Annotated in this window: 22 protein-coding genes; 15 read left to right on the top strand and 7 right to left on the bottom strand. The window is 61.8% G+C overall.

Annotated features, from left to right (window positions below):
• The first annotated feature begins 6 nt into the window (after nucleotides 1-6).
• The 6 genes from PverR02_RS01475 to PverR02_RS01450 all read left to right on the top strand — a co-directional run bounded on the left by PverR02_RS01475 (nucleotide 7) and on the right by PverR02_RS01450 (nucleotide 7,886).
• A complete protein-coding gene (locus PverR02_RS01475; RefSeq protein ID WP_079442646.1) occupies nucleotides 7-876 on the top strand; it encodes an alpha/beta fold hydrolase in 870 nt (289 codons plus the stop codon).
• 68 nt (nucleotides 877-944) lie between these two features.
• Nucleotides 945-1,943 (top strand): NADP-dependent oxidoreductase, encoded by a 999-nt coding sequence (locus PverR02_RS01470; RefSeq protein WP_079442645.1) that lies wholly within the window; start codon nucleotides 945-947, stop codon nucleotides 1,941-1,943.
• A 339-nt stretch (nucleotides 1,944-2,282) separates the two neighbouring features.
• Nucleotides 2,283-3,626, top strand: coding sequence for a CHASE2 domain-containing protein (locus tag PverR02_RS01465; protein ID WP_079442644.1), 1,344 nt, complete (start codon nucleotides 2,283-2,285; stop codon nucleotides 3,624-3,626).
• 37 nt (nucleotides 3,627-3,663) lie between these two features.
• On the top strand, nucleotides 3,664-4,029 hold the full coding sequence (locus tag PverR02_RS01460; protein ID WP_017848541.1) for a hypothetical protein: 366 nt from the start codon (nucleotides 3,664-3,666) through the stop codon (nucleotides 4,027-4,029).
• A 13-nt stretch (nucleotides 4,030-4,042) separates the two neighbouring features.
• Nucleotides 4,043-5,620 carry a M48 family metallopeptidase gene (locus PverR02_RS01455; RefSeq protein ID WP_026140221.1) on the top strand — a complete coding sequence of 526 codons (1,578 nt, stop codon included), beginning with the start codon at nucleotides 4,043-4,045 and terminating at the stop codon, nucleotides 5,618-5,620.
• 136 nt (nucleotides 5,621-5,756) lie between these two features.
• Complete coding sequence (locus tag PverR02_RS01450) at nucleotides 5,757-7,886, top strand: M48 family metallopeptidase (protein ID WP_079442643.1); 2,130 nt, start codon at nucleotides 5,757-5,759, stop codon at nucleotides 7,884-7,886.
• 73 nt (nucleotides 7,887-7,959) lie between these two features.
• On the opposite strand, the gene PverR02_RS01445 is transcribed toward PverR02_RS01450, so the two are convergent.
• The 4 genes from PverR02_RS01445 to PverR02_RS01430 form a co-directional block, all read right to left on the bottom strand.
• Nucleotides 7,960-9,246: an OprD family porin gene (locus tag PverR02_RS01445; protein WP_079442642.1), complete on the bottom strand. Its 1,287-nt coding sequence runs from the start codon at nucleotides 9,244-9,246 to the stop codon at nucleotides 7,960-7,962.
• A gap of 587 nt (nucleotides 9,247-9,833) precedes the next feature.
• Nucleotides 9,834-10,049, bottom strand: a complete 216-nt coding sequence (locus PverR02_RS01440; RefSeq protein ID WP_017848546.1) for a hypothetical protein — start codon at nucleotides 10,047-10,049, stop codon at nucleotides 9,834-9,836.
• Nucleotides 10,050-10,283: 234 nt separating this feature from the next.
• Complete coding sequence (gene aguA / locus PverR02_RS01435; protein ID WP_079442641.1) at nucleotides 10,284-11,390, bottom strand: agmatine deiminase; 1,107 nt, start codon at nucleotides 11,388-11,390, stop codon at nucleotides 10,284-10,286.
• A 120-nt stretch (nucleotides 11,391-11,510) separates the two neighbouring features.
• Nucleotides 11,511-14,420, bottom strand: coding sequence for an aminotransferase (locus PverR02_RS01430; protein WP_079442640.1), 2,910 nt, complete (start codon nucleotides 14,418-14,420; stop codon nucleotides 11,511-11,513).
• 152 nt (nucleotides 14,421-14,572) lie between these two features.
• Here PverR02_RS01430 and rfbB point away from each other — a divergent pair, with 152 nt between their 5' ends.
• From rfbB to PverR02_RS01395, 7 genes are read left to right on the top strand one after another with little or no spacing between them, the layout of a single operon-like run.
• The gene (gene rfbB / locus PverR02_RS01425) at nucleotides 14,573-15,655 is read left to right on the top strand and encodes a dTDP-glucose 4,6-dehydratase (RefSeq protein ID WP_046385036.1); all 1,083 of its coding nucleotides are present in this window, start codon (nucleotides 14,573-14,575) and stop codon (nucleotides 15,653-15,655) included.
• Nucleotides 15,652-16,527: a glucose-1-phosphate thymidylyltransferase RfbA gene (gene rfbA / locus PverR02_RS01420; RefSeq protein WP_046488739.1), complete on the top strand. Its 876-nt coding sequence runs from the start codon at nucleotides 15,652-15,654 to the stop codon at nucleotides 16,525-16,527. Before rfbB ends, rfbA begins: the two co-directional genes overlap by 4 nt.
• Complete coding sequence (gene rfbC, locus PverR02_RS01415; RefSeq protein WP_046385038.1) at nucleotides 16,524-17,069, top strand: dTDP-4-dehydrorhamnose 3,5-epimerase; 546 nt, start codon at nucleotides 16,524-16,526, stop codon at nucleotides 17,067-17,069. The genes rfbA and rfbC overlap by 4 nt, the downstream gene beginning before the upstream one ends.
• Entirely contained in the window at nucleotides 17,066-17,935 is an 870-nt protein-coding gene (gene rfbD, locus PverR02_RS01410) for a dTDP-4-dehydrorhamnose reductase (RefSeq protein WP_079442639.1), read from the top strand. The genes rfbC and rfbD overlap by 4 nt, the downstream gene beginning before the upstream one ends.
• A 36-nt stretch (nucleotides 17,936-17,971) precedes the next feature.
• On the top strand, nucleotides 17,972-19,780 hold the full coding sequence (locus tag PverR02_RS01405) for a sensor histidine kinase (RefSeq protein ID WP_046385040.1): 1,809 nt from the start codon (nucleotides 17,972-17,974) through the stop codon (nucleotides 19,778-19,780).
• The gene (locus PverR02_RS01400; RefSeq protein ID WP_046385041.1) at nucleotides 19,777-21,162 is read left to right on the top strand and encodes a sigma-54-dependent transcriptional regulator; all 1,386 of its coding nucleotides are present in this window, start codon (nucleotides 19,777-19,779) and stop codon (nucleotides 21,160-21,162) included. Before PverR02_RS01405 ends, PverR02_RS01400 begins: the two co-directional genes overlap by 4 nt.
• A 26-nt stretch (nucleotides 21,163-21,188) precedes the next feature.
• On the top strand, nucleotides 21,189-21,644 hold the full coding sequence (locus tag PverR02_RS01395) for a thioesterase domain-containing protein (RefSeq protein WP_079442638.1): 456 nt from the start codon (nucleotides 21,189-21,191) through the stop codon (nucleotides 21,642-21,644).
• Nucleotides 21,645-21,704: 60 nt separating this feature from the next.
• On the opposite strand, the gene cysQ is transcribed toward PverR02_RS01395, so the two are convergent.
• Together cysQ and nudE are read right to left on the bottom strand one after the other, a co-directional pair.
• Entirely contained in the window at nucleotides 21,705-22,541 is an 837-nt protein-coding gene (cysQ, locus tag PverR02_RS01390; RefSeq protein WP_017848556.1) for a 3'(2'),5'-bisphosphate nucleotidase CysQ, read from the bottom strand.
• On the bottom strand, nucleotides 22,538-23,104 hold the full coding sequence (gene nudE / locus PverR02_RS01385; protein ID WP_017848557.1) for an ADP compounds hydrolase NudE: 567 nt from the start codon (nucleotides 23,102-23,104) through the stop codon (nucleotides 22,538-22,540). Before nudE ends, cysQ begins: the two co-directional genes overlap by 4 nt.
• 87 nt (nucleotides 23,105-23,191) lie before the next feature.
• Here nudE and yrfG point away from each other — a divergent pair, with 87 nt between their 5' ends.
• The gene (gene yrfG / locus PverR02_RS01380) at nucleotides 23,192-23,854 is read left to right on the top strand and encodes a GMP/IMP nucleotidase (protein ID WP_017848558.1); all 663 of its coding nucleotides are present in this window, start codon (nucleotides 23,192-23,194) and stop codon (nucleotides 23,852-23,854) included.
• 42 nt (nucleotides 23,855-23,896) lie between these two features.
• Here the strand turns inward: yrfG and lysM are convergent, their stop codons facing one another.
• Nucleotides 23,897-24,340, bottom strand: coding sequence for a peptidoglycan-binding protein LysM (gene lysM / locus PverR02_RS01375; protein ID WP_046385045.1), 444 nt, complete (start codon nucleotides 24,338-24,340; stop codon nucleotides 23,897-23,899).
• 131 nt (nucleotides 24,341-24,471) lie between these two features.
• Here lysM and PverR02_RS01370 point away from each other — a divergent pair, with 131 nt between their 5' ends.
• Nucleotides 24,472-25,359 carry a LysR family transcriptional regulator gene (locus PverR02_RS01370; RefSeq protein WP_017848560.1) on the top strand — a complete coding sequence of 296 codons (888 nt, stop codon included), beginning with the start codon at nucleotides 24,472-24,474 and terminating at the stop codon, nucleotides 25,357-25,359.
• Nucleotides 25,360-25,406 lie beyond the last annotated feature (47 nt).

The following is a 25,406-nucleotide window of genomic DNA, read 5'->3' as shown; positions in this document are numbered from 1 at the left end:
ATAAACATGACTCTTTTGGCTAGCAGCAATCATCCCGGTTCACCGTCGTCATTTATCCACGCGGCGAACCAGTCGGTTCTGGTGGGCGGGATACCTTTTGCCTACCGCGATCTGGGCCCCAGAACGCAGGTCCCGCTGGTCATGTTCAACCATTGGGGGGCAGTGCTGGATAACTTTGACCCCAGGATCATTGACGGTCTGGCGAAAAACCGGCGTGTCATCACCACCGATTACCGTGGTATCGGTGGCTCGGGTGGCGTCGCGCCGTTGACCGTCGGTGAAATGGCTGACGATGGTATCGGTTTTATCCGTGCGTTGGGTTTGGACAAGGTGGACCTGCTCGGCTTTTCACTCGGCGGCTTCGTCGCTCAAGACATCGCCCTGAAAGCCCCCGAACGCGTGCGCCGGCTGATCCTCACCGGAACCGGACCGGCCGGCGGCACAGGCATCGACAACGTCGGCTCGGTGACCTGGCCGTTGATGCTCAAGGGGCTGCTGACGCTACGCGATCCCAAGTTCTACCTATTCTTTACCGGCACGGCCAACGGACAACGCGGCGCGTCCGAGTATTTGCAACGGCTGAAAGAGCGCCAGCAAGACCGGGACAAAGGCCCGACACCCCGTGCGTTTTTTCGGCAATTAAGAGCCATTACTGCGTGGGGCAAGCAGGCGCCGCAAGACCTCGGGCGCTTGCAGATGCCAACGCTGATCGCCAACGGCGACAACGACATCATGGTGCCCACGGTCAACTCGCTTGAGCTGGCAAAGCGAATCCCTGACGCGCAACTGGTCATTTACCCGGACGCCGGGCATGGCAGCATTTTCCAGCACCCTGGCGATTTCGTGAGCAAGGCCTTGGCGTTCCTCGACGCCTGAACGTCTCATCGCATCAACGTTGCCGGGGCCGCGCCCCGTTTTCATTCCACCGACAAGAGCGTTGCAACATGAAGGCATTTTTTATCGACCGCTACGGCAAGCAGAACGGACTGCTTGGCGAAGTGCCCGACCCTGCGGTCGGTGTGCATGACGTTCTGATCCAGGTGCACGCAACGAGCGTGAACCCGTTGGACTCGAAGATCAGAACCGGCGAATTCAAACTGATCCTGCCTTATACATTTCCATTGGTCTTGGGCAACGACCTGGCGGGGGTGGTCGTTCGCACAGGCTCGGCGGTGACGCGGTTCAATCCGGGAGACGAAGTCTATGCACGCCCTCCCGAGGATCGCATTGGCACGTTTGCCGAACTGATCGCCGTGAACGAAAACGCGCTCGCGCTGAAACCCTCGAACCTGGACATGGCCGAAGCGGCGTCCGTCCCCTTGGCCGCCTTGACGGCCTGGCAGGCGCTGGTTGAGACCGCCCAGCTGAAAAAAGGCCAGAAGGTGTTGATTCATGCCGGCTCCGGCGGTGTCGGCACGTTTGCCATCCAGCTCGCCAAACACCTCGGCGCTTTCGTTGCAACCACCACCAGCACGGCGAATGTCGAATGGGTGAAGGCGCTCGGGGCGGATGTGGTCATCGACTACAAGAAGCACGACTTTGCGAGCGAATTACACGATTTCGACGTGGTATTGAACAGCCAGGGCAAGGATGTGCTGATGAAATCGGTCGAGGTTCTCAAGCCCGGCGGACAGCTCATTTCCCTCTCCGGGCCACCGACGGCAGCCTTTGCCCAAGCGCAAGGCTTGTCCTGGATGCTGCGACAAGTCATGCGCCTGCTGAGCAGCGGTATTCGTAGAAAAGCCCGCAAGCACGGGGTGAACTATGCATTTCTGTTTATGCGGGCCAGCGGCGCACAACTGCAAAAAATCAGCTCGCTTATCGAAGCTGGCGTTATCAAACCGGTCATTGATCGTTCCTTCCCTTTTGAATCGACGGCAGAAGCGTTGCGCTACGTCGAGCAGGGCAGATCAAAAGGCAAAGTCATCATCACTCTCCAATAAGCGCACTCCAACAATATGTCAGTCGATAACGTGCACGCCGCCAAGTACCAGCCCCCAGCGCCTGAACCAGAGGAACCGCCACCGCCCACACAGGCGCCGTTGCAACCGCAAGTTGCACCTGTGGAAGCGCCGATAATCATTTGGCGTAGCTTGATGCTTGAGCAGTAACGGGAAAGGGTCGCCGAAAGATGAGCCTTTTTGTTTGTGCCTGCTCACGATGTTTCAGGTTGCGCCGGCAATTCACACACAGGATATGGCACTTCGCCACCTTTCCAATTGACACCCCCTCTCCACCACGTTAAAAACCCTGTCTTGCTGCTGCCTTTTATCGAGACATGGATGTTGTCGACCCCCCCGCTGTTCAAATACCGCCGCTATTGGCTGGCGGCCCTCATCGTGCTGCTGGCGATCCTCGATCCTTTCGGCCTGGCCAGTTCCAGCGACAAGGCGTCGGCGCAGTGGCTCAACCGGATGTTCGCCAGCCACTACGCCCATGAAGGGCAGCAGCGGGTGGCGGTGGTGTTGATCGATGACGCGTACCTGATGCGCAACGCCACCTCCTGGCCGATGCCCTATGGCGAGCAGAGCAAGTTGTTCAAGCGCTTGCTGGCGTTCAAACCCAAGGCGGTGTTTGTCGACTTGCTCTACAGCCATGACCACTCTTTCGGCGACCCGGCACGGGGCAGTCAGTTATTGGCGAATGTGTTCGAGCGCTATCAACGCCAGGGCATTCCGTTGTGGCTGGCCAATACCGGGGTGGAGCGGGGTGAGGCAGGCCAGGCCAATACGCTGGCACCGTTTGTCGAGGTCAGCCGCCCGGGCCTGGTGGCATGGGATGGAGTCGATGACAAGTACCCGCTGGCGGTGAATACGCCCATAGGCCTGATGGAAACACCGGCCCTGGCGCTGTACCGCGCATTCTGTGGGACACAGGCCTGCCCGTCGCCGCCGGTGGACGCCCAAACCGCCGCACGCGGGCAACCGATCGCGGTGCAATGGGGGCTGAAGCTGGCACCGGAGCAGGCGCGGATCGCCGACGTGCGCCACTGCGCACCGGCGCGGCATTTTTTGCTGGATGGCCTGGCGCAGTTGCTCCAGGCGGTGTTCTGGAAACTCGATGACTCGGAGCAGGCACGCTGCCCTTATACGCTGACGTTGGCGGCGAGCGACCTGGAAGTCAGCGACCCGGACGACCAAGCCCTGGTCGCCGAGTTGCTGCGCGACCGTCTGGTCCTGGTCGGGGCCAATATCACTTCGACGGGTGATCTGGTGGAGTCGCCGGTACACGGCCAGCTACCTGGCGTTTATCTGCATGCCATGGCCCTCGACAACCTGATCAATGCGGGCATGGACTATGACCATGAGCCTGCCAACTTCCCTGGCCTGCCCTTTAATTGGCTGGACCTGCTCGAACTGGGCCTGCTGGCGTTGATAGCCGTGCTCAAGGCGCTGCACGCGCGGCGGCTGGCGGGTCAGCGCACCTGGAGCCGGTGGCGGCGCCAGGAAATCTGGTTTTTTTCTTCGCCGTGCCCGTCATGGCTGCTGGTGATGTCGGTGCTCGTCTCGGTGAGTGTGCTGCTGAGCGTCAGCCACATCACGCCGGTGAACGTGTTGGGCATTGTTTTGCTGTCGTTGGTGCTGTTCAGCGAACGTATCGAAGCCTTCTTCGATCGCGATCGTTGAGCGCGTCGCTTTGTCATTTGACTCAAGGAATCCAAGGATGAACAGAAGTCTGATCGTCGTGCTCGTTGCACTCTTCACCCAGGGTGCCTGGGCGGAAACCCACAGCATCAAGGCGTTTCTGGCCGACCCGGTGGCGGTGCTGGATGAGCAGGGTAAACAACAGCGCGAGCTGCCGAAAAAAGACGCGCCGACCCAACCCGTCCCCGTGTTGCAGTACAACAAGGCGCTGGATCTGGTGCAGGTTGAGCTGGCGGGTCAGAAGGTCTGGCTGGACACCATGGACCTGCGCATCGAACCGCCACTCAATGTGGTCGACCTACCCTGCCAGGGCCTGACCAAGAGCCAGACCAAAGACAGCCGCAACAACTCCACCATCGGTTTTGGTGCGGGCTGCAATCAATAAAAGGAGCGGTGCGGTGAAGGGATCTCTATTGGCAGCCAGCTTACTGGCCAGCACGGTACTCAGTGGTTGCGCGACATTGAAGGGCGCCGACCAGGCGTTCCTGAACCTGGTGGGTCCGTCGACCCAATCCAGGGTCCAGGGCCACTACGTGGATAACACCGACGTGCGCCAGTACTACAAGCTCGACCCGCAACGCCAGAGCCAGCAGCGCTTGAGCTATGACGGGCGCGCCGTACCGGCGGCCGAAGCACGCCAGCAGAACCTGGTGGATATCCCGATGCTGCAGGTGTATCTGCAGGGGATTGTCACGCGCCTGTCCAAAGGTTGGCCGGGGGAGTTGCCGGCCTTGCAGGTGAAAATCACCGACAGCTACAGCTTCGGGCCCTCGGCGGACCCTTACGGCAATGTGTTCGTGCCGCTGGGCATGCTGGACAACGTCGGCAGCGAAGATGAAATCGCTGCAATGCTCGGCCACGAAATGAGCCACGTTCTGCTGCATCACCATGACCGCATGGCGGCCTTCCAGCAGCAGAAAGAGATGTTCACCACAGTGGCCTCCACCGTGGCCTTGGCCACCATGGCCGCCGATACCGGCGTGGACCGCAGTTCCGGCACGATGAAGCTGTTCAGCAAAGACCCCGCCGGCACCCAGAAAACCATCGGCAACACCGTGCTCTACACCACGTTGGCCAACACGTTTTCCGACCATGTGTGGAGCACCGCGTGGGGCCGCACCCAGGAAGACCAGGCCGACCTGCTCGGCACCGACTTGATGATCCGCGCCGGTTACGCGCCCCGTGCCGCCACCCATAGCCTGGAGCGCCTCAACGACTTCCAGGGCAAACAGAAACCGTTGCTCAGCGGCTTCCTGACCGCGCGCAAGAACGCCATGCAGGATTCGCTGCAGCAGTTCAATCTCAACCGCTTCACTCAGGAGCTGGACGTGCTGGTCAAAGATGGGCTGACCACCAGCATTTCCGCGACCACCCAGTATTTCAATCGCTCCCACATGTCGGCGATGGATCGCGACACCGAGTTGCGTCAGTACCTGCAGCGCGAGTACCGCCAGGAGCGCCGCGCGCGCATCAACCCCGAGAGCTGGGCGAAGATCAAAAGTACGCCACAAGTGGCCAAGGCCATGCAGGGCTACAAGGACGCCTACTTCGCCAACGACGCCCTGGAGAAAAACAAGCTGCCTGCGGCCGACGGGTTTATCCGCAAAGCCCTGGCCTCGCCGGTCAAGGACCAGCCAAGCATCCGGCGCACGGCGTATACCGTGCGCCTGGCCCAGGGCAACAGCGGCGAAGCCTTGAAAGAGTTGCAGGCCATCAAGGACTGGAGCCTGGCCGGCCCGTCGACCTATGACCTGATGATCAGCTACCACCTCAAGCGCGGCGACGGGCAATCAGCACTGGCGATGATCGACAAGGCCGAACGCAACCTGGGCTCGGAAGAACTGTTCATCACCGAGAAGTTGCTGGCCAACCAGCAACTGCAGAACGCGCAGCAGGTGCAAACCGTGCTGCGCAAGTGCGAGCAATACCCGACCCGCAAGGCAAACTGCAAGAAACTGGCGCCAGCCAAAGCCTGAGGCTGACGATTTAGCCTACAGAGCCCTCCTCCTTCCCGCGGCGCTTTTTCCTAACGCCCGGGAAGACCGCTCCTCTCGCCCACCCCACCTGTTCTTCGGTATAAACGTTCGCTTTCTGCGTTGCGAACGGACTCCCATGAACGCCATAAAACTGATTTTCCTGCTGATCATTTTTCCCCTGCTGCTGGCCGGCGTTGGAACATGGCAATTGCAGCGCGCCACCGAGGGCGCACAGGTTCCCGACCAAGCCCAAGCCTATGTCAACGTGATGAAGCCCGTGCTGAAGAGGTGGGTGGAAGAAAATCCGACGGTGCCCATTACGGTGGGCAGTGACGCCCTCAGCCCGGAGCAGTTTCTCTCCCGACTGGCGCGAATCGAGGCCGAGCTGCCCACCGCGCGCCAACTCAATCGCGTCTTGCGCACGCTGGCACCCTGGGTGATGGGGCTCGGACTACTCGCCGCGCTGATCGGCGTGGCCGCGCTGGCCGGTACGCAATGGGCAGGGCGGCGCGCGCAGCAGTCGCGAGAACAGTTGCTGCAGGTATTTTCCCTGGGCAGCCGGTTGTTGCCCTACGTGCTGGTAAGCCAGGTGGTGGCGATGGCGGCGACGCTCGCCTTGGTGCTGAGTTATGAGGGCCTGGCGCTGTGGCATATCGGCCGGTTGGGCCGGGGCGAAGTCAAGCTGATGGGGTGGCTGGGGGTAATCGCGGTAATCTGCCTGTATTCGATCTGGCTGCTGCTCAAACAACTGCGGCACATGCTGGTGATGTTCGAGCCCACGCCGCTCGAGATGTTCGGCCGGGTGGTGACGGCTGAACAGGCGCCCGGGTTATGGCGCCAGGTGCGCGAGTTGGCCGACAGATTGGGCGCGTTGCCGCCGGATCATATTGTGGTCAGCCTCGCCCTGGGCTTTTACGTGACCTCCAGCCCCGCCACGGTGCGGCCCGCTGAAACGCCGCTGCACGGGCGCACCCTGCATGTGCCGCTGCTGTACCTCGGGTTGCTGAGCCGCGAGGAAGTCGACGCCGTGATCGGCCATGAGCTGGCGCATTTTGTCGGCGAAGACACCGAGTACAGCCTGCGCTTTGTGCCGATCTACGATGGCGTCAGCCGCAGCCTGGAGACGCTGGCGCAGACCATGATGAACAGCGATCTGATCCAGGGTTGGTTGATGCGCCCGTCGTTCCTGTTCGGGGTGTTTTTCATGCAGCGCTTCGATCATGCGGTGAACCGCTGGAGCCGTGAGCGCGAGTTGCTGGCCGACGCCGCCGGTGGCCGCTTGGCAGGCAATGCGGCAGTAGCCTCGGCGCTGTTGCGCATATCGGTGTTGCAGACGCCTGTGGAAAACGTGCTACTGGCCCATTGCGACACCCCCGTTGAGGGCGATGTGCTGAACGCCGCCCTCGCCGCGTTGCAAGGCCAAGAATTGCAGGCACCCGACGAAGCGCTGGAAACGCATCAACCCCACCCGACCGATTCCCACCCCTCCAACGGCGAGCGCCTGCACGCATTGCGTGTGCCCTGGGCCGACGCCATGCACAGCGCCACCCGTGGCGTGGACGCAGAGGCTGCGAGCCGGAAAATCGATGCCCTTTTCAGCGCGGCGCACCCGCTGCGTGAGCAACTGTCCCACGACCTGATCGCCGCAGCGGCCTGCGAACAAACAGCTCACACTCATCTGCTGGAAACCCTGGCCGCCTCGGCGCAAGGCGAACATGCCCTGCACGAAGGCGGTCGCCGACGTGCCGTGTTAATGGCGGTGTTGGCGCTGCCGTTTATGTTGCTAGGGCTGGCGATGATGAGCGAGCCCTGGCTTGCCCCGGAGCGCTTGAAAGGCACGGCGCTGTCCGCCGTGGGTGCCGGGGCGGGGATTGCCAGCATTGCGCTGATATTTCTGTGGCTGGGCATCCGCCGGTTCAAACGCGCGCCGCAGACCGCGTTGCGCCTGACGCCGGAACATTTCGTGTTCGCCAATCTGGCGCAACCGCTGCCCATCGAACACATCGCCACTGTCACGCTGCAGTTTATCCAAGGCATCTGGGTGACCGTCGAACTGACGCCCGAGGCGCCGTTGCCCGAACTGCGCAAAACCGCATTCGGCGTACCCGGTGCGCGGGTCAACCGCAAGAAACGTCAGGTGCTGTTGCAGATGGCGCAGCTGTGCATCGACAACAAGAAGATCGAACCCTATGAAGGCCTGACGCTGATGACCGACTACGTCAACGCATCCCTCGCCCGCAAGATTCTGCAAAACCGGCAGGACTGAACCCGCGACATAAAAAAACCCCGAACCAGTCGGGGTTTTTTATCGCCTGCAATCAGGCGCGACGCCGGATCAATTAGAAAACGTTGATCGGGTAGTCGGCGAACAGGCGGAATTCGTTACCGCCTACGTTGTAGTTGCTGGCGTTGTTGGAAACGCGCAACCACGAGGCACGAGCACGCAGGCTCAGGTCTTTGACCGGGCCGCTCTGAACGACGTACTTGAACTGGTTCCAGATTTCACGCTCGGTGCCATCGCCACGACCGCTGCCGTCGTCGATATTGGTACCGCGCACGTAGGCCACGTTGTAGGTCAGGCCAGGCATGCCGAAGGTAGCGAAGTCGATGCCGTAGGCCGCTTGCCACGAACGCTCGTCCTTGCCGTTGAAGTCGGACCAGTAGGAGTTGGCCAGCAGGATGGTGTTGCCGCCGTCGCCGATGCCGCCATCGTTGCGGTAGCCGCCGTACAGGTAGCCGGTGTCGCCGGTGCTGCGCTGGTGAGCGACGGTGAAGCTGTGCGGACCAACTGCCCACGTGGCGCCCAGGCTCCAGATTTTGTTGTCGCGCGCGTCTGCATCACCTTGGTTTTCCAGGGCGAAGCTGCGATCCAGCTTGGTCTTGTAGCCGTTGAAGTCAAACGTCAGCGACTGCTTTTCCGGCAGGGCTAGTACGTAGTTGACGTTGACGTATTGCTTCTTCAGCACGTCCTGCATGTCGGAGGCGTACAGCGCTGCCGACAGGCTTTCAGTGAATTTGTAGCTACCACCGATGTAATCGATGCTTTTCAGACGGCCGCTGTCGGTACCTTCAGCGCTCTTACGCGCTTCCTTGGTGAAGTGACCCGCGTCCAGTTGCAGACCTTCGATCTCTTTGGAAACGATCGAGGTACCGGTGTAGGTTTCCGACAACAGACGAGAGTTGTCGTAAGCCAGCACGGGCACGTTCGGGAACTGGTCGCCGTACTTGAGCACAGTGTTGGACAGGCGGAACTTCACCGCCGCGCCGCCTTTGGCCAGGTCGTTGGCGGCAGAGCCGCTGTCGCCTTGCTTGAAGAAGTCGATACCGCCCGCGCCGCTGCGGCCTTTACCGCCGTCCAGGCGAATGGCGTACTGGCCAATCACGTCCACACCCACACCGACGGTGCCTTGGGTGAAACCGGACTCGAACTTACCGATGAAGCCTTGGCCCCATTCGGCTTTGTCTTGCTTGCCATTCTTGTAGTCACGGCTGATGTAAGCGTTACGTGCGGCGATGTTCAGGTGGCTGTCTTCAACGAAACCCTTGGATTGCTCCTGGTCGTTTGCCATGGCTGTCGATGCGCTCAAAATCCCCAGAGCGATCAGACTCATCCGTTGTTTCAACATTTCTTATATTCCTTATTACTGGTTGAGTACGCGCTATGACACCAGGCTCCATATTGCTGTTTTGGTGTCGACTTTTTCCGAAAAAAACAAAGCCCGCGGACGACTGAACTGCCGCAGGCCTTTTCTTATTGGTTGAGTCATGGCTGTTAGCCACAGGCGTTGGACGCAATGCTAGTCTCGCGTTGAACTATGTGTCAATTTCGCGAATCGTCTGTATTTAGGCAAAAAAATTCTAAGCCACGGCCTACAGCGCTTCGGCCATCACCTGGAAATCTTATCCATACAGAAAAAATACGGACCCACTAACATATTTTATAAGTCGAACGCGTGGGAACAGGCACGCGCACAAATGCAAATAATTGTCATTATTCTCAAGTAAGGTCTTATGCGCTTAAGCGAACCATGTGACGCAGATTCAGCCCGAAGATCTGTCGTCACATCATGGTGAGGGGAACCTGCCGTTTCTAAGACTGAACCGACTTTAAATGAGAGCCTGCTCGCGACAGGTATAGCTCAATCACTTATTCAGTGAAGGGCACACCGCAATGGCGAACATGCTCCCTCGCCGATGGTTGATCGGCGAGTTCTCAGTTATTCATCAATTCGCACAATGCGTGCATTTCTTCGTCGCTGAACAAGCCTGCCGGGTAGCGCTCACTCATCACACTGAATAAATCGGGCGGCTGCCTGACCTGCCGTGAGCCATGTGCCTTCAACCAGAGCGCCAGCGCATGGATTTCGTCACTGTTGACTCGCACGGGGTGGAACGTGCGCGTGTGCATCAAGTTGATATCGACATTCATTTCAGCGCTCTCTCCTACTGCGTGAGCCGCTAACTTACTCAAGGTTTATGACAGAACTGCGCAGTCATCACCGTGGGCCACTGTGACAATACCAATACAAGAGCTATGCCAATGTGCAGTATTTATAGGCAGCTGGACACAAAAAAGCCCACGGCCTTACGGGGCCGCGGGCTTGCTGTGAACGCTAGAACCGAGTGGCGCCCGGTCGTCGCTCCGACGTTGTTACAACCGCACTCAGTTTTTCTGCGGGGCAGGCTGTTGTTGGGTCAGGCAATGGATATTGCCCCCACCCAGTAACAGTTCGCGGCCCGGCACCATCACTACTTCGTGCTGCGGGAACAGGTTCTGCAGGATTTCGCGGGCCTGGTTGTCCAGCGGGTCGTCGAAGCTCGGCGCGATGATGCCGCCGTTGACGATCAGGAAGTTGACGTAGGAACCGGCCAGACGCACGGAAGGGTTGCGCTCCTGGCTGCCGTCCACCGGGTCCACACCCGCGCACTCTGCTTCGGTGGCATAAAGCGGCCCCGGAATCGGCATTTTATGCACTGTGAACGAGCGGCCCCGGGCATCGGTGCTGCTTTGCAGCACGTCCATGGCGGCATGGCAGCGTGAGTAGTTCGGGTCTTGCGGGTCGTCGGTCCAGGCCAGCAGCACTTCGCCCGGGCGTACATAGCAGCAGAAGTTATCCACATGGCCGTCGGTTTCGTCGTTGAACAGGCCGTCTGGCAACCAGATGATCTTATCCACAGCCAGGTTGGCGCTCAGCACCGCCTCGATGGCTGCACGGTCGAGATGCGGGTTGCGATTGCGGTTGAGCAGGCATTCTTCGGTGGTGATCAGGGTGCCTTCGCCGTCGACATGAATCGAGCCGCCTTCCAGCACAAACCCTTCGGTGCGGTAGCGCGGCGCACGCTCGATCTCGAGGATCTTGCCGCCAACCTGCGCGTCACGGTTCCACGGCGCATACAGGCCGCCGTCAAAACCGCCCCAGGCGTTGAAATCCCAGTTCACGCCGCGCACTTCACCACGGTTGTCGATCACGAAAGTCGGGCCGGTGTCGCGCACCCAGGCGTCGTCGCTGGACATTTCCACCACGCGGATATTGGGCACGTCGAGGCGGGCACGGGCGTTTTCGTACTGGCCGGCGGAAACCGCCACGGTGACCGGCTCGAAACGCGCGATAGCCTTGGCCACCGCCACGTGCGCGGCCTGCGCCGGCTTGCCACCCAGGCGCCAGTTGTCCGGGCGCTCGGGCCAGATCATCCAGGCCTGGGTCTGTGGCGCCCATTCGGCAGGCATATGAAAGCCATCGGCGCGAGGTGTGCTGTGCAGGGTGGTCATGGCGATCAGGGCTCCGAAAGGGTGAAGGCCGACTTTATAACCGATAAAAATCGGCCTTAAAAGCATCAAAACAATATAGCCGATAAATATGACAGCATTTAACCGATAACAATCGATTATTTACAACTGTTCGTCCAGCACCTTCGACAGCATGTCGACAAAGAAATCCACACTGCGTCTGGAGGTGACCATCGGCGGCTTGATCTTGAGAATGTTCAGGTAATCACCGGTCGGCTGCATGAAAATCCCCAGCTCACGCAAGCGGTCGCACAGCAGTGTGGTCTCTTCGGTGGCGGGTTCCAGGGTATGCCGGTCGCGCACCAGCTCCAGGCCCAGATAGAAGCCGGAACCATGAACCGCGCCGACCAACGGGTGACGGTCGATCAGGGCTTCCAGCCGCGCCTTGAAATGCGCGCCGACCACTTGGGCGTTTTCCCAGAGCTTTTCTTCCTCCATCACATCCAGCACCGCCATACCGATCCGGCAACTGACCGGGCTGCCCCCCGATGACGAGAAGAAATACCCCTCGGCCTCCAGCGCCTCGGCAATCTCGCGACGGGTGATCACCGCCCCCAACGGCTGACCGTTGCCCATGCCCTTGGCCATGGTAATGATATCGGGCACCACGCCCTGCTCTTCAAAGCCCCAGAAGAAATGCCCCATGCGGCCATAACCCACCTGAACCTCATCGGCGATGCACACGCCACCTTGGGCGCGCACCAACGCATACACCTGCTGCAAATAGCCCGGCGGCAGGGAGATGCCCCCTGCATTGCCATACACCGGCTCACAGATGAAGCCGGCCAGTTGGCGCTGGCTCGCGGCGATTTTCGCCAGGTTATGTTCCACACTTCGCACGTAATCCGGCGCGCTGTCCTGCCCGCGGAACTCGCCGCGATAGGTATTGGGCGCGGTCACCGGGTGAACCCAGTCCGGACGACTGCTCAGGGCCTTGGGGTTGTCGGCAATCGACGTGGACACTGCATCCGCCGCCACCGACCAACCGTGGTAGGCCTCCAGCACACTGAGCATGTCGCGCCCGCCGCTGTAGGCCCAGGCCAGGCGGATGGCCAGGTCATTGGCCTCGGTGCCGCTATTGACCAGGAAGACCCGGTCCATGCCGTCCGGCGCCAGCGCCAGCAAGCGCTCGGAGAATTCGGCAATCGCCGCATAGTGAAAGCGCGAGTTGGTGTTGAGCAGCGACCACTGCCGCGCCGCCACCGCTGCCATGCGGGGGTGACCATGGCCGAGCACGGCGACGTTGTTGAGCATGTCCAGATAGGAACGGCCCTGCATGTCGATCAGATGGTTGCGCCAGCCTCGTTCGATGCGCGGCGGATCGACGTAATAGTGCTTCTGCGAGCGCGCGAAGCTGGCATCGCGTCGCGCCAGCAGGGCTTGGGGGTCGAGCTCGGGTTCGGCATCGCAGGCCAGCCCCAGCAGCACCGAGGGTGACGGGCATAGCGCTTGCCACGCCGACGCCCGGCTCGGCGTGCAGAACAGCGGTGGCTCAACGTCGGCGCGGCACCATTGCACGGTCAGGGGGGCATGGACCTCGCCCAGTATTTGCCCTTCCACCACCGCCGCTCCCGCGCTCAATGAGGTGCTTACGCCCCACAAGCGCAGGCTCAACGGACCATCCTGCACGCACAGCAAGCCATCGGCACCGACACGCAGCACCCCAGCGAAGGGCGCCTCCACCGCTGTACCGTGGGGCAGGTGCAACTCGACATGCAGCGGGAACGTCTGCGGTTCCGTGGCGCTGTCCGGGCAGGTGCGCGACAAACGGTATTGGCCGTAGCGACTGGCGGCCAACCCGTGAACCGCCGCAGCCTCGTCCAGTAAGCGCCGGTCAATCCCCGGCTGTTCCCAATTACCCGCTTCGAAGTGTGGGCTGAGCACTCCCAGGTCGATCAGCGCGAACTCGCGTCCCACCAGCCCCGGCAAGAGCGGCGCGAACCCCTCGCTGGCGATCGGTGGCAGCGTCTGCCCGACACAGAGCAGGATCGCCGCCTCCATCAGTTCAAACGGCACCGACGTTGCAACCTGGAAAATTTCCCACTCATGCTCGGCGTTTTTCAACAGGTAGTCGTTATCGGGGTCCAGGCGTTGCTGCTGTTCGCTGCTGAGCACCAGCACCGCCGCACGGGCGACGATCAGCGGCCATAGCGCCTGCAGTTCTTCGCGCTGTAACGGCGTAACGGCGTGACAGGCCTGGATTGCCGGCAAGATGGCAAAGGGATCGCCCTGAGCATGGTGCAGCAAGGCAGCGCAGGTCACCGACAGGTCGGCGATGCGCCAGGTGTGCACCAGATCGCCGAAATCGATCACCCCCTGGATCTGCCAATGACGCAGGGCATCGCGCTGCCAGACCACATTGTCATCGGTAATGTCCATGTGTACCGCTTGCCACGGCAAGTGATCCGCCAGGGGCCGAATGCGCTCGCCGACCTGCTCGGCGACTTGCTCCAATGCCGCGCGGTGGGGCAGGTCTGGCAGGGTCGCCAGCAGGTGGCTGATCAGTTCCTGCGCGTGGCGCGGGTCCCATTGCAGGGTCCGCTCCAGGCCCGGATGCGCAAAATCGGCCAGCGCCTGGCCCATCCGCCCGCACAAGTCACCGAAGCCTGCGATGACCTCGCGGCCCACGTGAGGCAGGTGGGTCAAGGGCTGGCCGTCGATGTAATCCAACAGCCGCAGGTGCAGGGTTTGCCCGTCGACGGTCACAGTCAGCAGGTCCTCACCGGTCAGGGCCTTGATGACTCGGGGGACGCGCAACCCGTCCTGCGTCTGCAAGGCGTGGAGCGCGGCATGCTGGGCGTGCAATTCGACGGCGGCGTAGTCGCCCAGGCAGATTTTCAGAACAAAGCGGCCATGGTTGGTGTCGATGCTGTAGTTGAGGTCTTGTTGGCTGCCAAGTGATTGCAATGTGCCGCCAAGGCCATAATGCCGCTCAAGCAAGTGTGCAGCCTGATCGGACCCCACTTGCGGGCAAGGCAGGCTGGTACGATGGATCAACGTGGCAAGCAACATGATGAGGACCTCTGTTTTTATCAGGCGCCTATATCGCCATTGTTGATGGGGGTTAAGCAACCCCCCAACGTGCCGCGCTTGCACAGATCCGCGTCACAACTCAAGCTATGCTCCATTCGCTAAATGTCCGTCTAAGGAAAAGGCCCCCCGACATGCGTATTCTTATCACCGGTGGTGCCGGTTTCATTGGCTCTGCCCTGATCCGCCACCTGATTCAACACACCGAGCACGAAGTGCTCAACCTGGACAAACTGACCTACGCCGGCAACCTGGAGTCGCTGACCAGCATCGCGTCCAACAGCCGCTATGAGTTCGTCCAGGCCGATATCGTCGACCAGGCCACCGTCAGCGCCGTGCTCGCGCGCTTCGAGCCCCAGGCGATCATGCACCTGGCGGCCGAGTCTCATGTCGACCGTTCCATCGACGGCCCGTCGGATTTTATCCAGACCAACATTGTCGGCACCTACAGCCTGCTGGAAGCCGCCCGCGCGTATTGGCAAACGCTCGCAGAGCCGGCCAGGAGCGCGTTCCGCTTCCACCACATCTCCACCGACGAGGTGTACGGCGACCTGCACGGCGTAGACGATCTGTTCACTGAAACCACGCCCTACGCACCCAGCTCGCCCTACTCGGCCAGCAAGGCCGCGTCCGACCACCTGGTTCGCGCCTGGCAGCGCACGTATGGCCTGCCGGTATTGCTGACCAACTGCTCGAACAACTACGGGCCGTTTCATTTCCCCGAGAAGCTGATCCCCCTGGTGATCCTCAACGCCCTCGCTGGCAAGCCGTTGCCAGTCTATGGCGACGGCTTGCAGGTCCGCGACTGGCTGTTCGTCGAAGACCACGCCCGTGCGTTGCTCAAGGTGGTGACCGAAGGCGTGGTCGGCGAGACCTACAACATCGGCGGCCACAACGAGCAGAAGAATATCGACGTGGTACGCAGCATCTGCGCCCTGCTGGAAGAGCTGGCACCGCAACACCCGGCCGGTGTCGCGCATTTTGCCGACCTGATCACCTTCGTCAAGGACCGCCCCGGCCACGACCAGCGCTACGCCATCGATGCCAGCAAGATCGAACGCGAGTTGGGCTGGGTCCCGCAAGAAACCTTTGAAACCGGGCTGCGCAAAACCGTGCAGTGGTACCTCGATAACCTGGAATGGTGCCGCAGGGTCCAGGACGGCAGTTATCAGGGCGAACGATTGGGCAATACCGACATGAAGGATCTGATTGCATGACAAAGGGAATCGTATTGGCCGGCGGCTCCGGCACCCGTTTGCACCCCATCACCCTGGGCGTGTCCAAGCAACTGTTGCCGGTGTATGACAAGCCGATGATCTACTACCCGATCTCGGTGCTGATGCTCGCGGGAATCAAGGACATCCTGGTGATCTCCACGCCGGTGGACTTGCCGCAATACCGCAATCTGCTGGGAGATGGCAGCCAGTTCGGCGTGCGTTTCAGCTATGCAGAGCAGCCGTCGCCGGACGGTTTGGCTCAAGCCTTCATCATTGGCGAAGCATTCATCGGCGACGATCCGGTGTGCCTGATCCTGGGCGACAATATTTTCCATGGCCAACACTTCGGTGATCAACTGCGCACCGCGGCCGAACGCCCGTCCGGGGCGACAGTATTCGGCTACTGGGTCAAGGACCCGGAGCGTTTTGGGGTGATCGACTTCGACAAGGAAGGCCGCGCCCTGTCCATCGAAGAAAAACCAGCCAAGCCCAAGTCGCCCTATGCCGTCACCGGCCTGTATTTCTACGATAACGACGTGATCAAGATCGCCAAGGCGGTCAAGCCCTCGCCCCGTGGCGAACTGGAGATCACCGACGTGAACAACGCTTACCTCAAGCGCGGCGACTTGCATGTGGAGCGTTTTGGACGTGGCTTTGCCTGGCTCGACACCGGCACCCACGACAGCCTGCTCGAAGCCTCGACCTATGTGCAGACCATCGAGCACCGCCAAGGGCTGAAAGTCGCCTGCCTCGAAGAAATCGCCTACGAAAATGGCTGGATCGATCGTGACCATCTGCTGGAACGCGCCAAGTACTTCGGCAAGACCGGTTATGGCCAATACCTGTACTCGCTGGCCGGAGAACACCCGTGAATGTAGTGCAAACCTCACTGCCCGGCGTACTGATCCTCGAACCGAAAGTGTTTGGTGATGAGCGCGGTTTTTTCTACGAAAGCTTCAATGCCCGTGCCTTTGAAGCGGCCACCGGGCTGCAGCGCGACTTCGTGCAGGACAACCACTCACGCTCGCAAAAAGGCGTGCTGCGGGGTCTGCACTATCAGCTTGAACATACCCAGGGCAAACTGGTGCGTGTCATTGCCGGCGAAGTACTCGACGTAGCCGTCGACATTCGTCGCAGCTCGCCGAACTTCGGTCAATGGGTCGGCGTGCGCCTGTCGGCACAGAACAACCGCCAACTGTGGGTGCCGGAAGGCTTCGCCCATGGTTTCGTGGTGTTGAGCGACTACGCAGAATTCCTCTACAAGACCACCGATTACTACCAACCGAGCGCCGAGCGTAGCATCCTCTGGAATGACCCTACGCTGGCCATCGACTGGGAACTGACCGAACCGCCGCAACTGTCCTCCAAGGACCAGGCCGGCAAACTGCTGATGGAAGCCGACCTGTTCCCATGAAGATCCTGATCACCGGCCAACACGGCCAACTCTCCCAAGAGCTGCAACAACGGCTCCTGGGCCTGGGCGAACTCATCGTGCTGGGCCGCGACAGACTGGACCTGGCTCACGTCGACCAGATCCGCCAGCAAGTGCGCGCCCATCGCCCCGACCTGATCATCAACGCCGCGGCCCACACCGCGGTCGATCAGGCCGAAAGCGAGCCGGACGCGGCCTTCGCGATCAACGCCACCGCGCCCGGCGTTCTCGCCGAGGAAGCCAAGGCCTTGGGCGTGCCGCTGATCCATTACTCCACCGACTACGTGTTCGACGGCAGTAAACCTGCGCCCTACACCGAAGCCGACACACCCAACCCGCTGGGCGTCTACGGCCAGAGCAAGCTCGCCGGTGAGCAGGCGATCGTGGCAGTCGGGGGCGAATACCTGATCCTGCGCACCAGTTGGGTCTACTCCCTTCACGGCAAGAACTTCCTGTTGACCATGCAGCGTCTGCTGCAAGAAAAACCGCAGATGCGGATCGTCGCCGACCAGATCGGCGCGCCGACCTGGGCCGGCACTATCGCCAACAGCACCCGTGCGTTGATCGAGCGCTGGCAGGCCGGGCAAGCGGGCGACTGGGGTATCTATCACCTGACCGCCCAAGGCGAAACGTCGTGGTTCGGCTTCGCCCAGGCGATTGGCGAGCACCTGCGCGCCACAGGCAAACCCTGCGCCGACCTGGAAGCGATCCCGTCCAGCGCCTACCCGACGCCGGCCAGGCGCCCACTGAACTCGCGCCTCGATTGCAGCCGCCTGCAACAGCAGTGGCAGGTCAGCCAGCCGCTGTGGCAAGACGCATTGCGCGAGTGTCTTGCACAGCAGCACTAGGCATAATGCGCCTGTACCCTCAGGCGCATGACTCCCATGACCCCACCCCTCCCGCGAAGACCCCGCTGGCGCAGCCTCGCCCTGTTGGCGCTGTGCCTGGCGCCGCTGCTGTGGCCGCTGGAGCACCTGGCCGAGCGCTACTACCGCAGCGAACTGGCCGGGCAGAACCGCCAGACCCTCGACCTGTACGTCGCCAACCTGCTGGGCACCCTACACCGCTATGAAGTGCTGCCGCAGATCCTCGGCGACTTGCCAGCCCTGCGCACCGCGCTGGCGGCACCGCAGGTCAGTACCAACCTGGCCAACGCCAACCTGTTGCTCAAGGACGTCGCCGCCCAGGCCGGGGTCGAAGTGATGTACCTGATGGACACCACCGGCAAGACCCTCGCTGCGTCCAACTGGGACAAGCAAGACAGCTTCGTCGGGCGCAATTTCTCGTTCCGCCCGTATTTCAGCGAAGCCATGGCCGGGCGCCTGGGCCGGTTCTTCGGCTTGGGCACTACCTCGGCCAAACGCGGCTACTTCTTCGCCGCCGCGGTGCGCGATGGCGAGAAAGTCATCGGTGTGCTGGTGGTCAAGGTCGACCTGGACCACACCGAAAGCCTGTGGGGCAACACCCCCGAGCAACTGCTGGTCACCGACCACAACGGCGTCGTGATCCTGACCTCGCGCCCGCAATGGCGGTTCCGCGCCACCCGGCCACTGACGGACGAAGAGCGCCAGGCGATCATCGCGATCCAGCCCTACCCGACCCGCGATCCGCAACCGCTGGCCTTGAGCCCGACGGCCTGGCTGCGCCAATCCACGGCCATCGCCGAAACCGGCTGGAACGTGGAGATCCTCGCGCCACAATCGTTGATCAACCGCCCGGTACGCACCGTGGTCGCGGTGGGCGGCGCCACGCTGTTGGTGCTGATGTTGCTGCTGGGCCTGATGATGCAGCGCCGTCGACACTACCTGGACCGCATCGCCTTCGAAGCCAAGGCCCGACGCGAACTGGAAATGCGCGTGGCCGAGCGTACCAGCGACCTGGAAGGGCTCAACCGGCGCCTGAAACAGGAAGTGCTGGAGCGCGAACATGCGCAGCAGGAACTGGTGCGCGCCCAGGACGACCTGGTGCAGGCGGGCAAACTGTCGGCGCTGGGCACCATGTCGGCGAGCATCAGCCACGAGCTCAATCAACCCCTGGCGGCGATTCGCAGCTACGCGGAAAACGCCGAAATCCTGCTCGACCACGAGCGAACCGACGACGCGCGCGGCAATCTCAAACTGATCAGCGAGCTGACCGGGCGCATGGCCTCGATCATCGCCCACTTGCGCGCGTTCGCCCGCCGCGATCGGCATGCGCCGGAAAGCGTCGCCCTGCAACCGGCGCTGGACGACGCGCTGGCGTTGCTGGCCAAGCGGCGGCGCGCGATGGAAGTCGAGCTGATCCGCGATTTGCCCGAGGCGACCTTGTGGGTCGAGGCCGGTGAAACCCGCCTACGCCAAGTGCTGGGCAACCTGCTGGCCAATGCCCTCGACGCCCTCACCGAAAAAGGCCCGCCGCGCAAACTCTGGCTGAGTGCCGAAACCACCGAGCAGGGCGTCAACCTGTACATTCGCGACAACGGCCCGGGGTTTTGCATGGAAGCCCTGGGACGCGCCAGCGAGCCGTTCTATACCACCAAGACCCGCACCCAGGGCCTCGGGCTGGGCCTGGCGATCTGTGACACCTTGATGCGTGCCTTTGGTGGCGAACTGCTGTTTGCCAACCACAAGCAAGGCGGCGCGCTGTTAACCTTGAAATTGCGTGCCGGCTCGCCGGGCGTCAGTCTGCAACCGTCCGAGGACCGCAGTGTATGAGTATCGATAACCAGATTCAGGTGGTGTTGATCGACGACGATCCACACTTGCGTCAGGCCCTGTGCCAGACCCTGGACCTGGCCGGGCTGAAAGTCCTGCCCCTGGGCGAAGCCACCGGCCTCACCGCGCAGCTGTCGCGGGATTGGCCGGGCGTGGTGGTCAGCGATATCCGCATGCCTGGAATGGACGGCCTGGAGTTGCTGGCCGAGCTGCACGGCCAGGACCCGGAGCTGCCGGTGCTGCTGATCACCGGCCACGGCGATGTACCGCTGGCGGTGCAGGCCATGCGTGCCGGTGCGTATGACTTCCTCGAAAAGCCGTTCGCCAGCGACGCCCTGCTCGACAGCGTGCGCCGCGCCCTGGCCCTGCGCCGGCTGGTGCTGGATAACCGCAGCCTGCGCCTGGCCCTCAGCGATCGCCAGCAATTGAGCACGCGCCTGGTCGGGCATTCCCCGCAAATGCTGCGCCTGCGCGAGCAGATCGGCGCGCTGGCGGCAACCAAGGCCGATGTACTGATCCTCGGCGAAACCGGCGCCGGCAAAGAGGTGGTCGCCCGCGCACTGCACGACTTGTCGAGCCGGCGCAGCGGGCCTTTCGTGGCGATCAACGCCGGCGCGCTCGCCGAGTCGGTGGTCGAAAGCGAGCTGTTCGGCCACGAGCCAGGCGCCTTTACCGGCGCGCAAAAACGCCGCATCGGCAAATTCGAATTCGCCAACGGCGGCACATTGTTCCTCGACGAAATCGAAAGCATGAGCCTGGATGTGCAGGTCAAGCTGCTGCGCCTGCTGCAGGAGCGCGTGGTCGAGCGCCTGGGCGGCAATCAACTGATCCCGCTGGATATCCGCATCATCGCCGCCACCAAGGAAGACCTGCGCCAGTCCGCCGACCAGGGCCGCTTCCGCGCCGACTTGTATTACCGCCTCAACGTCGCACCGTTGCGCATTCCGCCGCTGCGTGAGCGCGGTGAAGATGCGCTGATGCTGTTCCAGCACTTTGCCGACGAAGCCAGCAGCCGCCATGGCCTGCCGCTGCACGAATTGCAGCCGGGCCAGCGCGCACTGCTGCTGCGCCACAGTTGGCCGGGCAATGTGCGGGAATTGCAGAACGCCGCCGAGCGCTTCGCCCTGGGCCTGGAGTTGGCGCTGGACAACACCCCGGACAATCTCTCCGCCGGCCTGCTGACCTCCACCCCCGGCGGCCTGAGCGAACAAGTCGAACAGTTCGAAAAAAGCCTGATCGCCGCCGAACTGAGCCGCCCCCACAGTTCCCTGCGCAGCCTCGCCGAAGCCCTCGGCGTACCGCGCAAGACCCTGCATGACAAACTGCGCAAGCACGGCCTCAACTTTGCCGACAGCGCCAGCCACAGCAGCGACGACGAATGACCCACCCTATCCGCCAAGAGGCCGCCATGAGCCGCGACAGCCGTTACCTGGAATCTATCCTCCACCACGACATCCCCCTCACCCGGGAAATGGGCCTCAAGGTGCTCGACTGGCAACACGGCCAATTGCAATTGCACTTGCCCCTGCAAGCCAATATCAACCACAAGAGCACCATGTTCGGCGGCAGCCTGTATTGCGGCGCGGTCTTGGCGGGTTGGGGTTGGCTGCACTTGCAGTTGCGTGAAGAAGGCATTGAAGACGGGCATATCGTGATCCAGGAAGGGCAGATCAGTTACCCGCTGCCGGTCACACGAGACGCGACCGTGATCTGCCAGGCGCCGGAGGAGAACGTGTGGAAGCGCTTTGTGGCGACGTACAAGCGCCATGGCCGCGCACGGTTGACCCTGGAAACGTGGATTGTGAATGACGGCAGTGACGAGCGGGCGGTGGTTTTCAGCGGCCAGTACGTCCTGCACCGCTAGCCGCCGCGCCACAAAACAAAGTGGGAGCAAGCCCCCCCTACATTTTGATCTGCTGAGGCCTTAAGCGCGGGCCAGGGTGAGCAGGCGTTCGCGCCACGCGGCTTTGGCCGGCAGCGCCAGGAAGAACGGGTTCAGCAACGATTCCCGCGCCGGATAGCTGAACGGCTCGCCGCTCAACTCCAGCACTTCGCCGCCCGCACCTTCGAGCACGCCCTGGGCTGCGGCGGTATCCCACTGGGAGGTCGGCGCCAGGCGCGGGTAGCAATCGGCACTGCCTTCGGCCAACAGGCAAAACTTCAACGAGCTGCCGATATTCGCCAGCTTCAACTCACCCAAGCCTTCGCTCAAGCCCTGGAGCAAACGCTCCTGCTCAGGGCTGCTGTGTCGGCGGCTGGCAACCACGGTAAACGCCTCGCCGGCGGCCGGGGCCAGGCGCACCTGGATCGGCCTGGGCGCTTCGTTCACATCGGAGCGCCACGCCCCCAGGCCCGCGCCGCCAAAGTAGCAACGGCCGCTGGTGGGCATCGACACCACGCCAAACACCACGCGGCCCTGTTCGATCAACGCGATGTTGACAGTGAACTCATCGCTGCCGGAAATGAATTCCTTGGTGCCATCCAACGGGTCCACCAACCACCAGCGCTGCCAGCCGGCACGCACGCTCTGGTCGATATCGGCGTCTTCTTCAGAAAGCACCGGGATGCTCGGGTCCAGCGCGGTAAGGCCGGCGAGAATCAGATGATGAGCGGCAAGGTCGGCCGCCGTCACGGGTGAATTATCGGACTTGGACGTCACGGCCACATTGGCGCGCCAGAACGGCATGATGACTTCACCGGCCTGGCGCGCCAGCTCGATCACCGGGGCAATGAATGGGTGGCCTAGAAACAATTCGCTCATGCGCTGAACACTCCACGCTGGGTCAACAGGTCTCGTACCAGGTACAGCGCGGCCAGGGCACGGCCTTCGCTGAACTGCTCGTTTTGCGCCAGTTGCGCCAGCTCGCGCAGGTTGACCCGGTCTACACGCATCGGCTCGGGTTCATCGCCTTCCAGGCGTTCTTCATACAGATCGGTGGCCAGTACCACCTGGATTTTCTGGCTCATGTAGCCAGGCGACAGCGAAAGCTCGGTGAGGTGCTCCAACTGGCGTGCGCCATAGCCGGCTTCTTCCTTGAGTTCACGGTCCGCCGCCGCCAGCACATCCTCGCCCGGCTCGATCAAACCCTTGGGCAGCGAAAGCTCGTATTCGTCGGTCCCGCCGCAGTATTCCTCCACCAGCAACGCATGCTCGGCGTCGATCATCGCCACGATCATCACCGCGCCGTAGCCGGCACCGCGCCCCACCAGGCGCTCGTAGGTCCGTTCTACGCCGTTGGAAAAGCGCAATTGCACTGCTTCCACGCGGAACAAACGGCTACTGGCGACTATTTCGCGGGAGAGGACGGTGGGTTTCTGGCGCATAAGCGGCTCCTTGGGGTGATCGGGTTACTATACCGTGGCTTTTCCGATTGTCTGTGTCGGATATCTTTACTTACGTGAGAACGCCCCATGCCCTCTTTGCCCTGGCACGCCATCGACACCGTCCTGCTGGACATGGACGGCACCCTGCTCGACCTGCATTACGACAACCACTTCTGGATGGAACACCTGCCCCAACGCTACGCTGAGTTGCACGGGGTGAGCCGTGCCATGGCCGAGATGGAGTTGCAGCCTCTGTTCGAGCGTAACGCCGGCCAGTTGCAATGGTATTGCCTGGATTTCTGGAGTGCCGAGCTGAAAATCCCGGTGCGCGAACTCAAGCAGGAAACCGCCCACCTGATCGCCCTGCGTGCGGATGCCGATACGTTTCTGGCGGCGATCCGACAGGCCGGCAAGCGCGTGATCCTGATCACCAACGCGCACCGTGATTCACTGTCATTGAAGATGGAACGCATCGAGCTGGCGCCGTATTTCGAGCGGATGATCAGTTCCCACGACTACGGTTTCGCCAAGGAAAACCCACAGTTCTGGGACGCCCTGCAGGCCGATATCGACTTCGACCCGGCGCGCAGCCTGTTTATCGACGACACCTTGCCGATCCTGCGCAGCGCCAGGGACTTCGGCGTGGGGCATTTGCTGGCGGTGAAAGAGCCGGACAGCAAAAAAGGGCCAAAGGACACCGGGGAATTTGCGGCAGTCGAGGACTACCGGGATCTCATTGTCGGACTCTGAACCCATGTGGGAGCAAGCCCCCACATGGGTTTACCGCGTGGACTACTCGGGAATGCGCAGCGTCTGCCCCGGGTAGATCTTGTCCGGATGCGACAGCATCGGCTTGTTGGCCTCAAAGATCTTGTTGTACAGATTGGCGTTGCCATACACCGCCAGGGAAATCGCGCTGAGGGTGTCGCCCTTCTTCACCACGACAAAACGCGCCGCCACAATCGGTGCGGGGTCGGTGACCTTGATCTGGTCATCCACACTCGCGACCCCGGCAATATTGCCCAGCGCCAGCAGGATCTTCTCTTTCTCTTCCTGGCTGGCAACTTCGCCGGTCACGGTCACCTTGTCGCCGTCAACCGTGGTCTGTACGTTCGGATTACCCAGACCGACCTTGGCCACATGCTCTTTCAACTGCTCGCTGGCGTTCGCATTACCCGGCGTCAACAGGTCGATCAACTTTTCGCCGGCTTCCTTAACAAAGCTAAAAATACTCATGCTGCTCTCTCCTTGGGTTTGAGTTCCAGATGCCAAAGACTAGACCAGCCCAACAGATCTGGGTTCCCAGCCGCCTAAAGACCCAAACACGCTAGAATCCCCCCGCCATTGGAATAAGCCCTGGAGCGAAGATGGACATCAAGCAACTGAAATTCCTCATCGCCCTCGACGAGACGCGCCACTTCGGCCAGGCGGCCGCGCGTTGCCATATCACCCAGCCGACCCTGTCGATGCGCCTGCGCAGCCTCGAAGAAGAACTCGATCTGCCACTGGTCAACCGTGGCCAGCGCTTCGAAGGCTTCACCGCCCCGGGTGAGCGCGTGCTGGCCTGGGCGCGCACGGTGCTGGCGGCGTATGACGGCCTGCTGGCCGAAGCCGCAGCCTGTCGCGGCAACCTGGTGGGGACGTTGCGCCTGGGCGTGGTGCCGCTGTCGAGTTTCGATCCGTTGGCGCTGATGCAACAACTGCACACAGAACACCCAAGCCTGCGCTTTGAGCTGTCGGCCCTCAGCTCTGAACAGATCCTCGAACAATTGGCGAGCAATCGCCTGGACCTCGGCGTGTCCTACCTCGACCGCCTGGACAACGAGCGCTTCGACTCCCTGGCCCTCGGCGAAACCCGCATGGGCCTGCTGTACGACCAACGCTATTTCAGCTTCGGCGAAAAGCCCCTGAGCTGGGAAGCCCTGATCGAACTGCCGCTGGGCATGCTCACCAGCGGCATGCACTTCCGGCAGTCCATCGATCACAACTTCCATAGCCGGGGCCTGCACCCGCAACCGTTGTTGCAGACCGACGCGGTCCATCAGTTGTTACAAGCGGTCCACGGCGGGCTGTGCTGTGCGGTGATGCCCTTGGACGGCGGCCTGGACGCGCTGACCGAGCATCTGCGCCTGCAACCGATCGAAGACGCCCACACCCTGGCGCGCCTGGGGCTGATCATGCGCCGCAGCGCCCCGCGCTCTGCGTTGGCGGAAGCGTGTTTCGCGCTGTTTCAGAAATCGCAAACCGAGTCTTGATCGACGTCATCTATCGGTAGATCAGTACTGGCAATTAGACGCGACGC

Origin of the sequence: Pseudomonas veronii (genome assembly GCF_002028325.1) — a bacterium.
GTDB lineage: Bacteria > Pseudomonadota > Gammaproteobacteria > Pseudomonadales > Pseudomonadaceae > Aquipseudomonas > Aquipseudomonas veronii.
This window is presented reverse-complemented; position numbering and strand designations above follow the sequence as displayed.

What these genes read in the sequence shown, in the direction of transcription:
- PverR02_RS01475 (WP_079442646.1), top strand. Translation starts at nt 7, where the DNA reads ATGACTCTTTTGGCTAGCAGCAATCATCCCGGTTCACCGTCGTCATTT.
- PverR02_RS01470 (WP_079442645.1), top strand. Translation starts at nt 945, where the DNA reads ATGAAGGCATTTTTTATCGACCGCTACGGCAAGCAGAACGGACTGCTT.
- PverR02_RS01465 (WP_079442644.1), top strand. Translation starts at nt 2,283, where the DNA reads ATGTTGTCGACCCCCCCGCTGTTCAAATACCGCCGCTATTGGCTGGCG.
- PverR02_RS01460 (WP_017848541.1), top strand. Translation starts at nt 3,664, where the DNA reads ATGAACAGAAGTCTGATCGTCGTGCTCGTTGCACTCTTCACCCAGGGT.
- PverR02_RS01450 (WP_079442643.1), top strand. Translation starts at nt 5,757, where the DNA reads ATGAACGCCATAAAACTGATTTTCCTGCTGATCATTTTTCCCCTGCTG.
- PverR02_RS01445 (WP_079442642.1), bottom strand. Translation starts at nt 9,246, where the DNA reads ATGTTGAAACAACGGATGAGTCTGATCGCTCTGGGGATTTTGAGCGCA.
- PverR02_RS01440 (WP_017848546.1), bottom strand. Translation starts at nt 10,049, where the DNA reads ATGAATGTCGATATCAACTTGATGCACACGCGCACGTTCCACCCCGTG.
- aguA (WP_079442641.1), bottom strand. Translation starts at nt 11,390, where the DNA reads ATGACCACCCTGCACAGCACACCTCGCGCCGATGGCTTTCATATGCCT.
- PverR02_RS01430 (WP_079442640.1), bottom strand. Translation starts at nt 14,420, where the DNA reads ATGTTGCTTGCCACGTTGATCCATCGTACCAGCCTGCCTTGCCCGCAA.
- rfbB (WP_046385036.1), top strand. Translation starts at nt 14,573, where the DNA reads ATGCGTATTCTTATCACCGGTGGTGCCGGTTTCATTGGCTCTGCCCTG.
- rfbA (WP_046488739.1), top strand. Translation starts at nt 15,652, where the DNA reads ATGACAAAGGGAATCGTATTGGCCGGCGGCTCCGGCACCCGTTTGCAC.
- rfbD (WP_079442639.1), top strand. Translation starts at nt 17,066, where the DNA reads ATGAAGATCCTGATCACCGGCCAACACGGCCAACTCTCCCAAGAGCTG.
- PverR02_RS01405 (WP_046385040.1), top strand. Translation starts at nt 17,972, where the DNA reads ATGACCCCACCCCTCCCGCGAAGACCCCGCTGGCGCAGCCTCGCCCTG.
- PverR02_RS01400 (WP_046385041.1), top strand. Translation starts at nt 19,777, where the DNA reads ATGAGTATCGATAACCAGATTCAGGTGGTGTTGATCGACGACGATCCA.
- PverR02_RS01395 (WP_079442638.1), top strand. Translation starts at nt 21,189, where the DNA reads ATGAGCCGCGACAGCCGTTACCTGGAATCTATCCTCCACCACGACATC.
- cysQ (WP_017848556.1), bottom strand. Translation starts at nt 22,541, where the DNA reads ATGAGCGAATTGTTTCTAGGCCACCCATTCATTGCCCCGGTGATCGAG.
- nudE (WP_017848557.1), bottom strand. Translation starts at nt 23,104, where the DNA reads ATGCGCCAGAAACCCACCGTCCTCTCCCGCGAAATAGTCGCCAGTAGC.
- yrfG (WP_017848558.1), top strand. Translation starts at nt 23,192, where the DNA reads ATGCCCTCTTTGCCCTGGCACGCCATCGACACCGTCCTGCTGGACATG.
- lysM (WP_046385045.1), bottom strand. Translation starts at nt 24,340, where the DNA reads ATGAGTATTTTTAGCTTTGTTAAGGAAGCCGGCGAAAAGTTGATCGAC.
- PverR02_RS01370 (WP_017848560.1), top strand. Translation starts at nt 24,472, where the DNA reads ATGGACATCAAGCAACTGAAATTCCTCATCGCCCTCGACGAGACGCGC.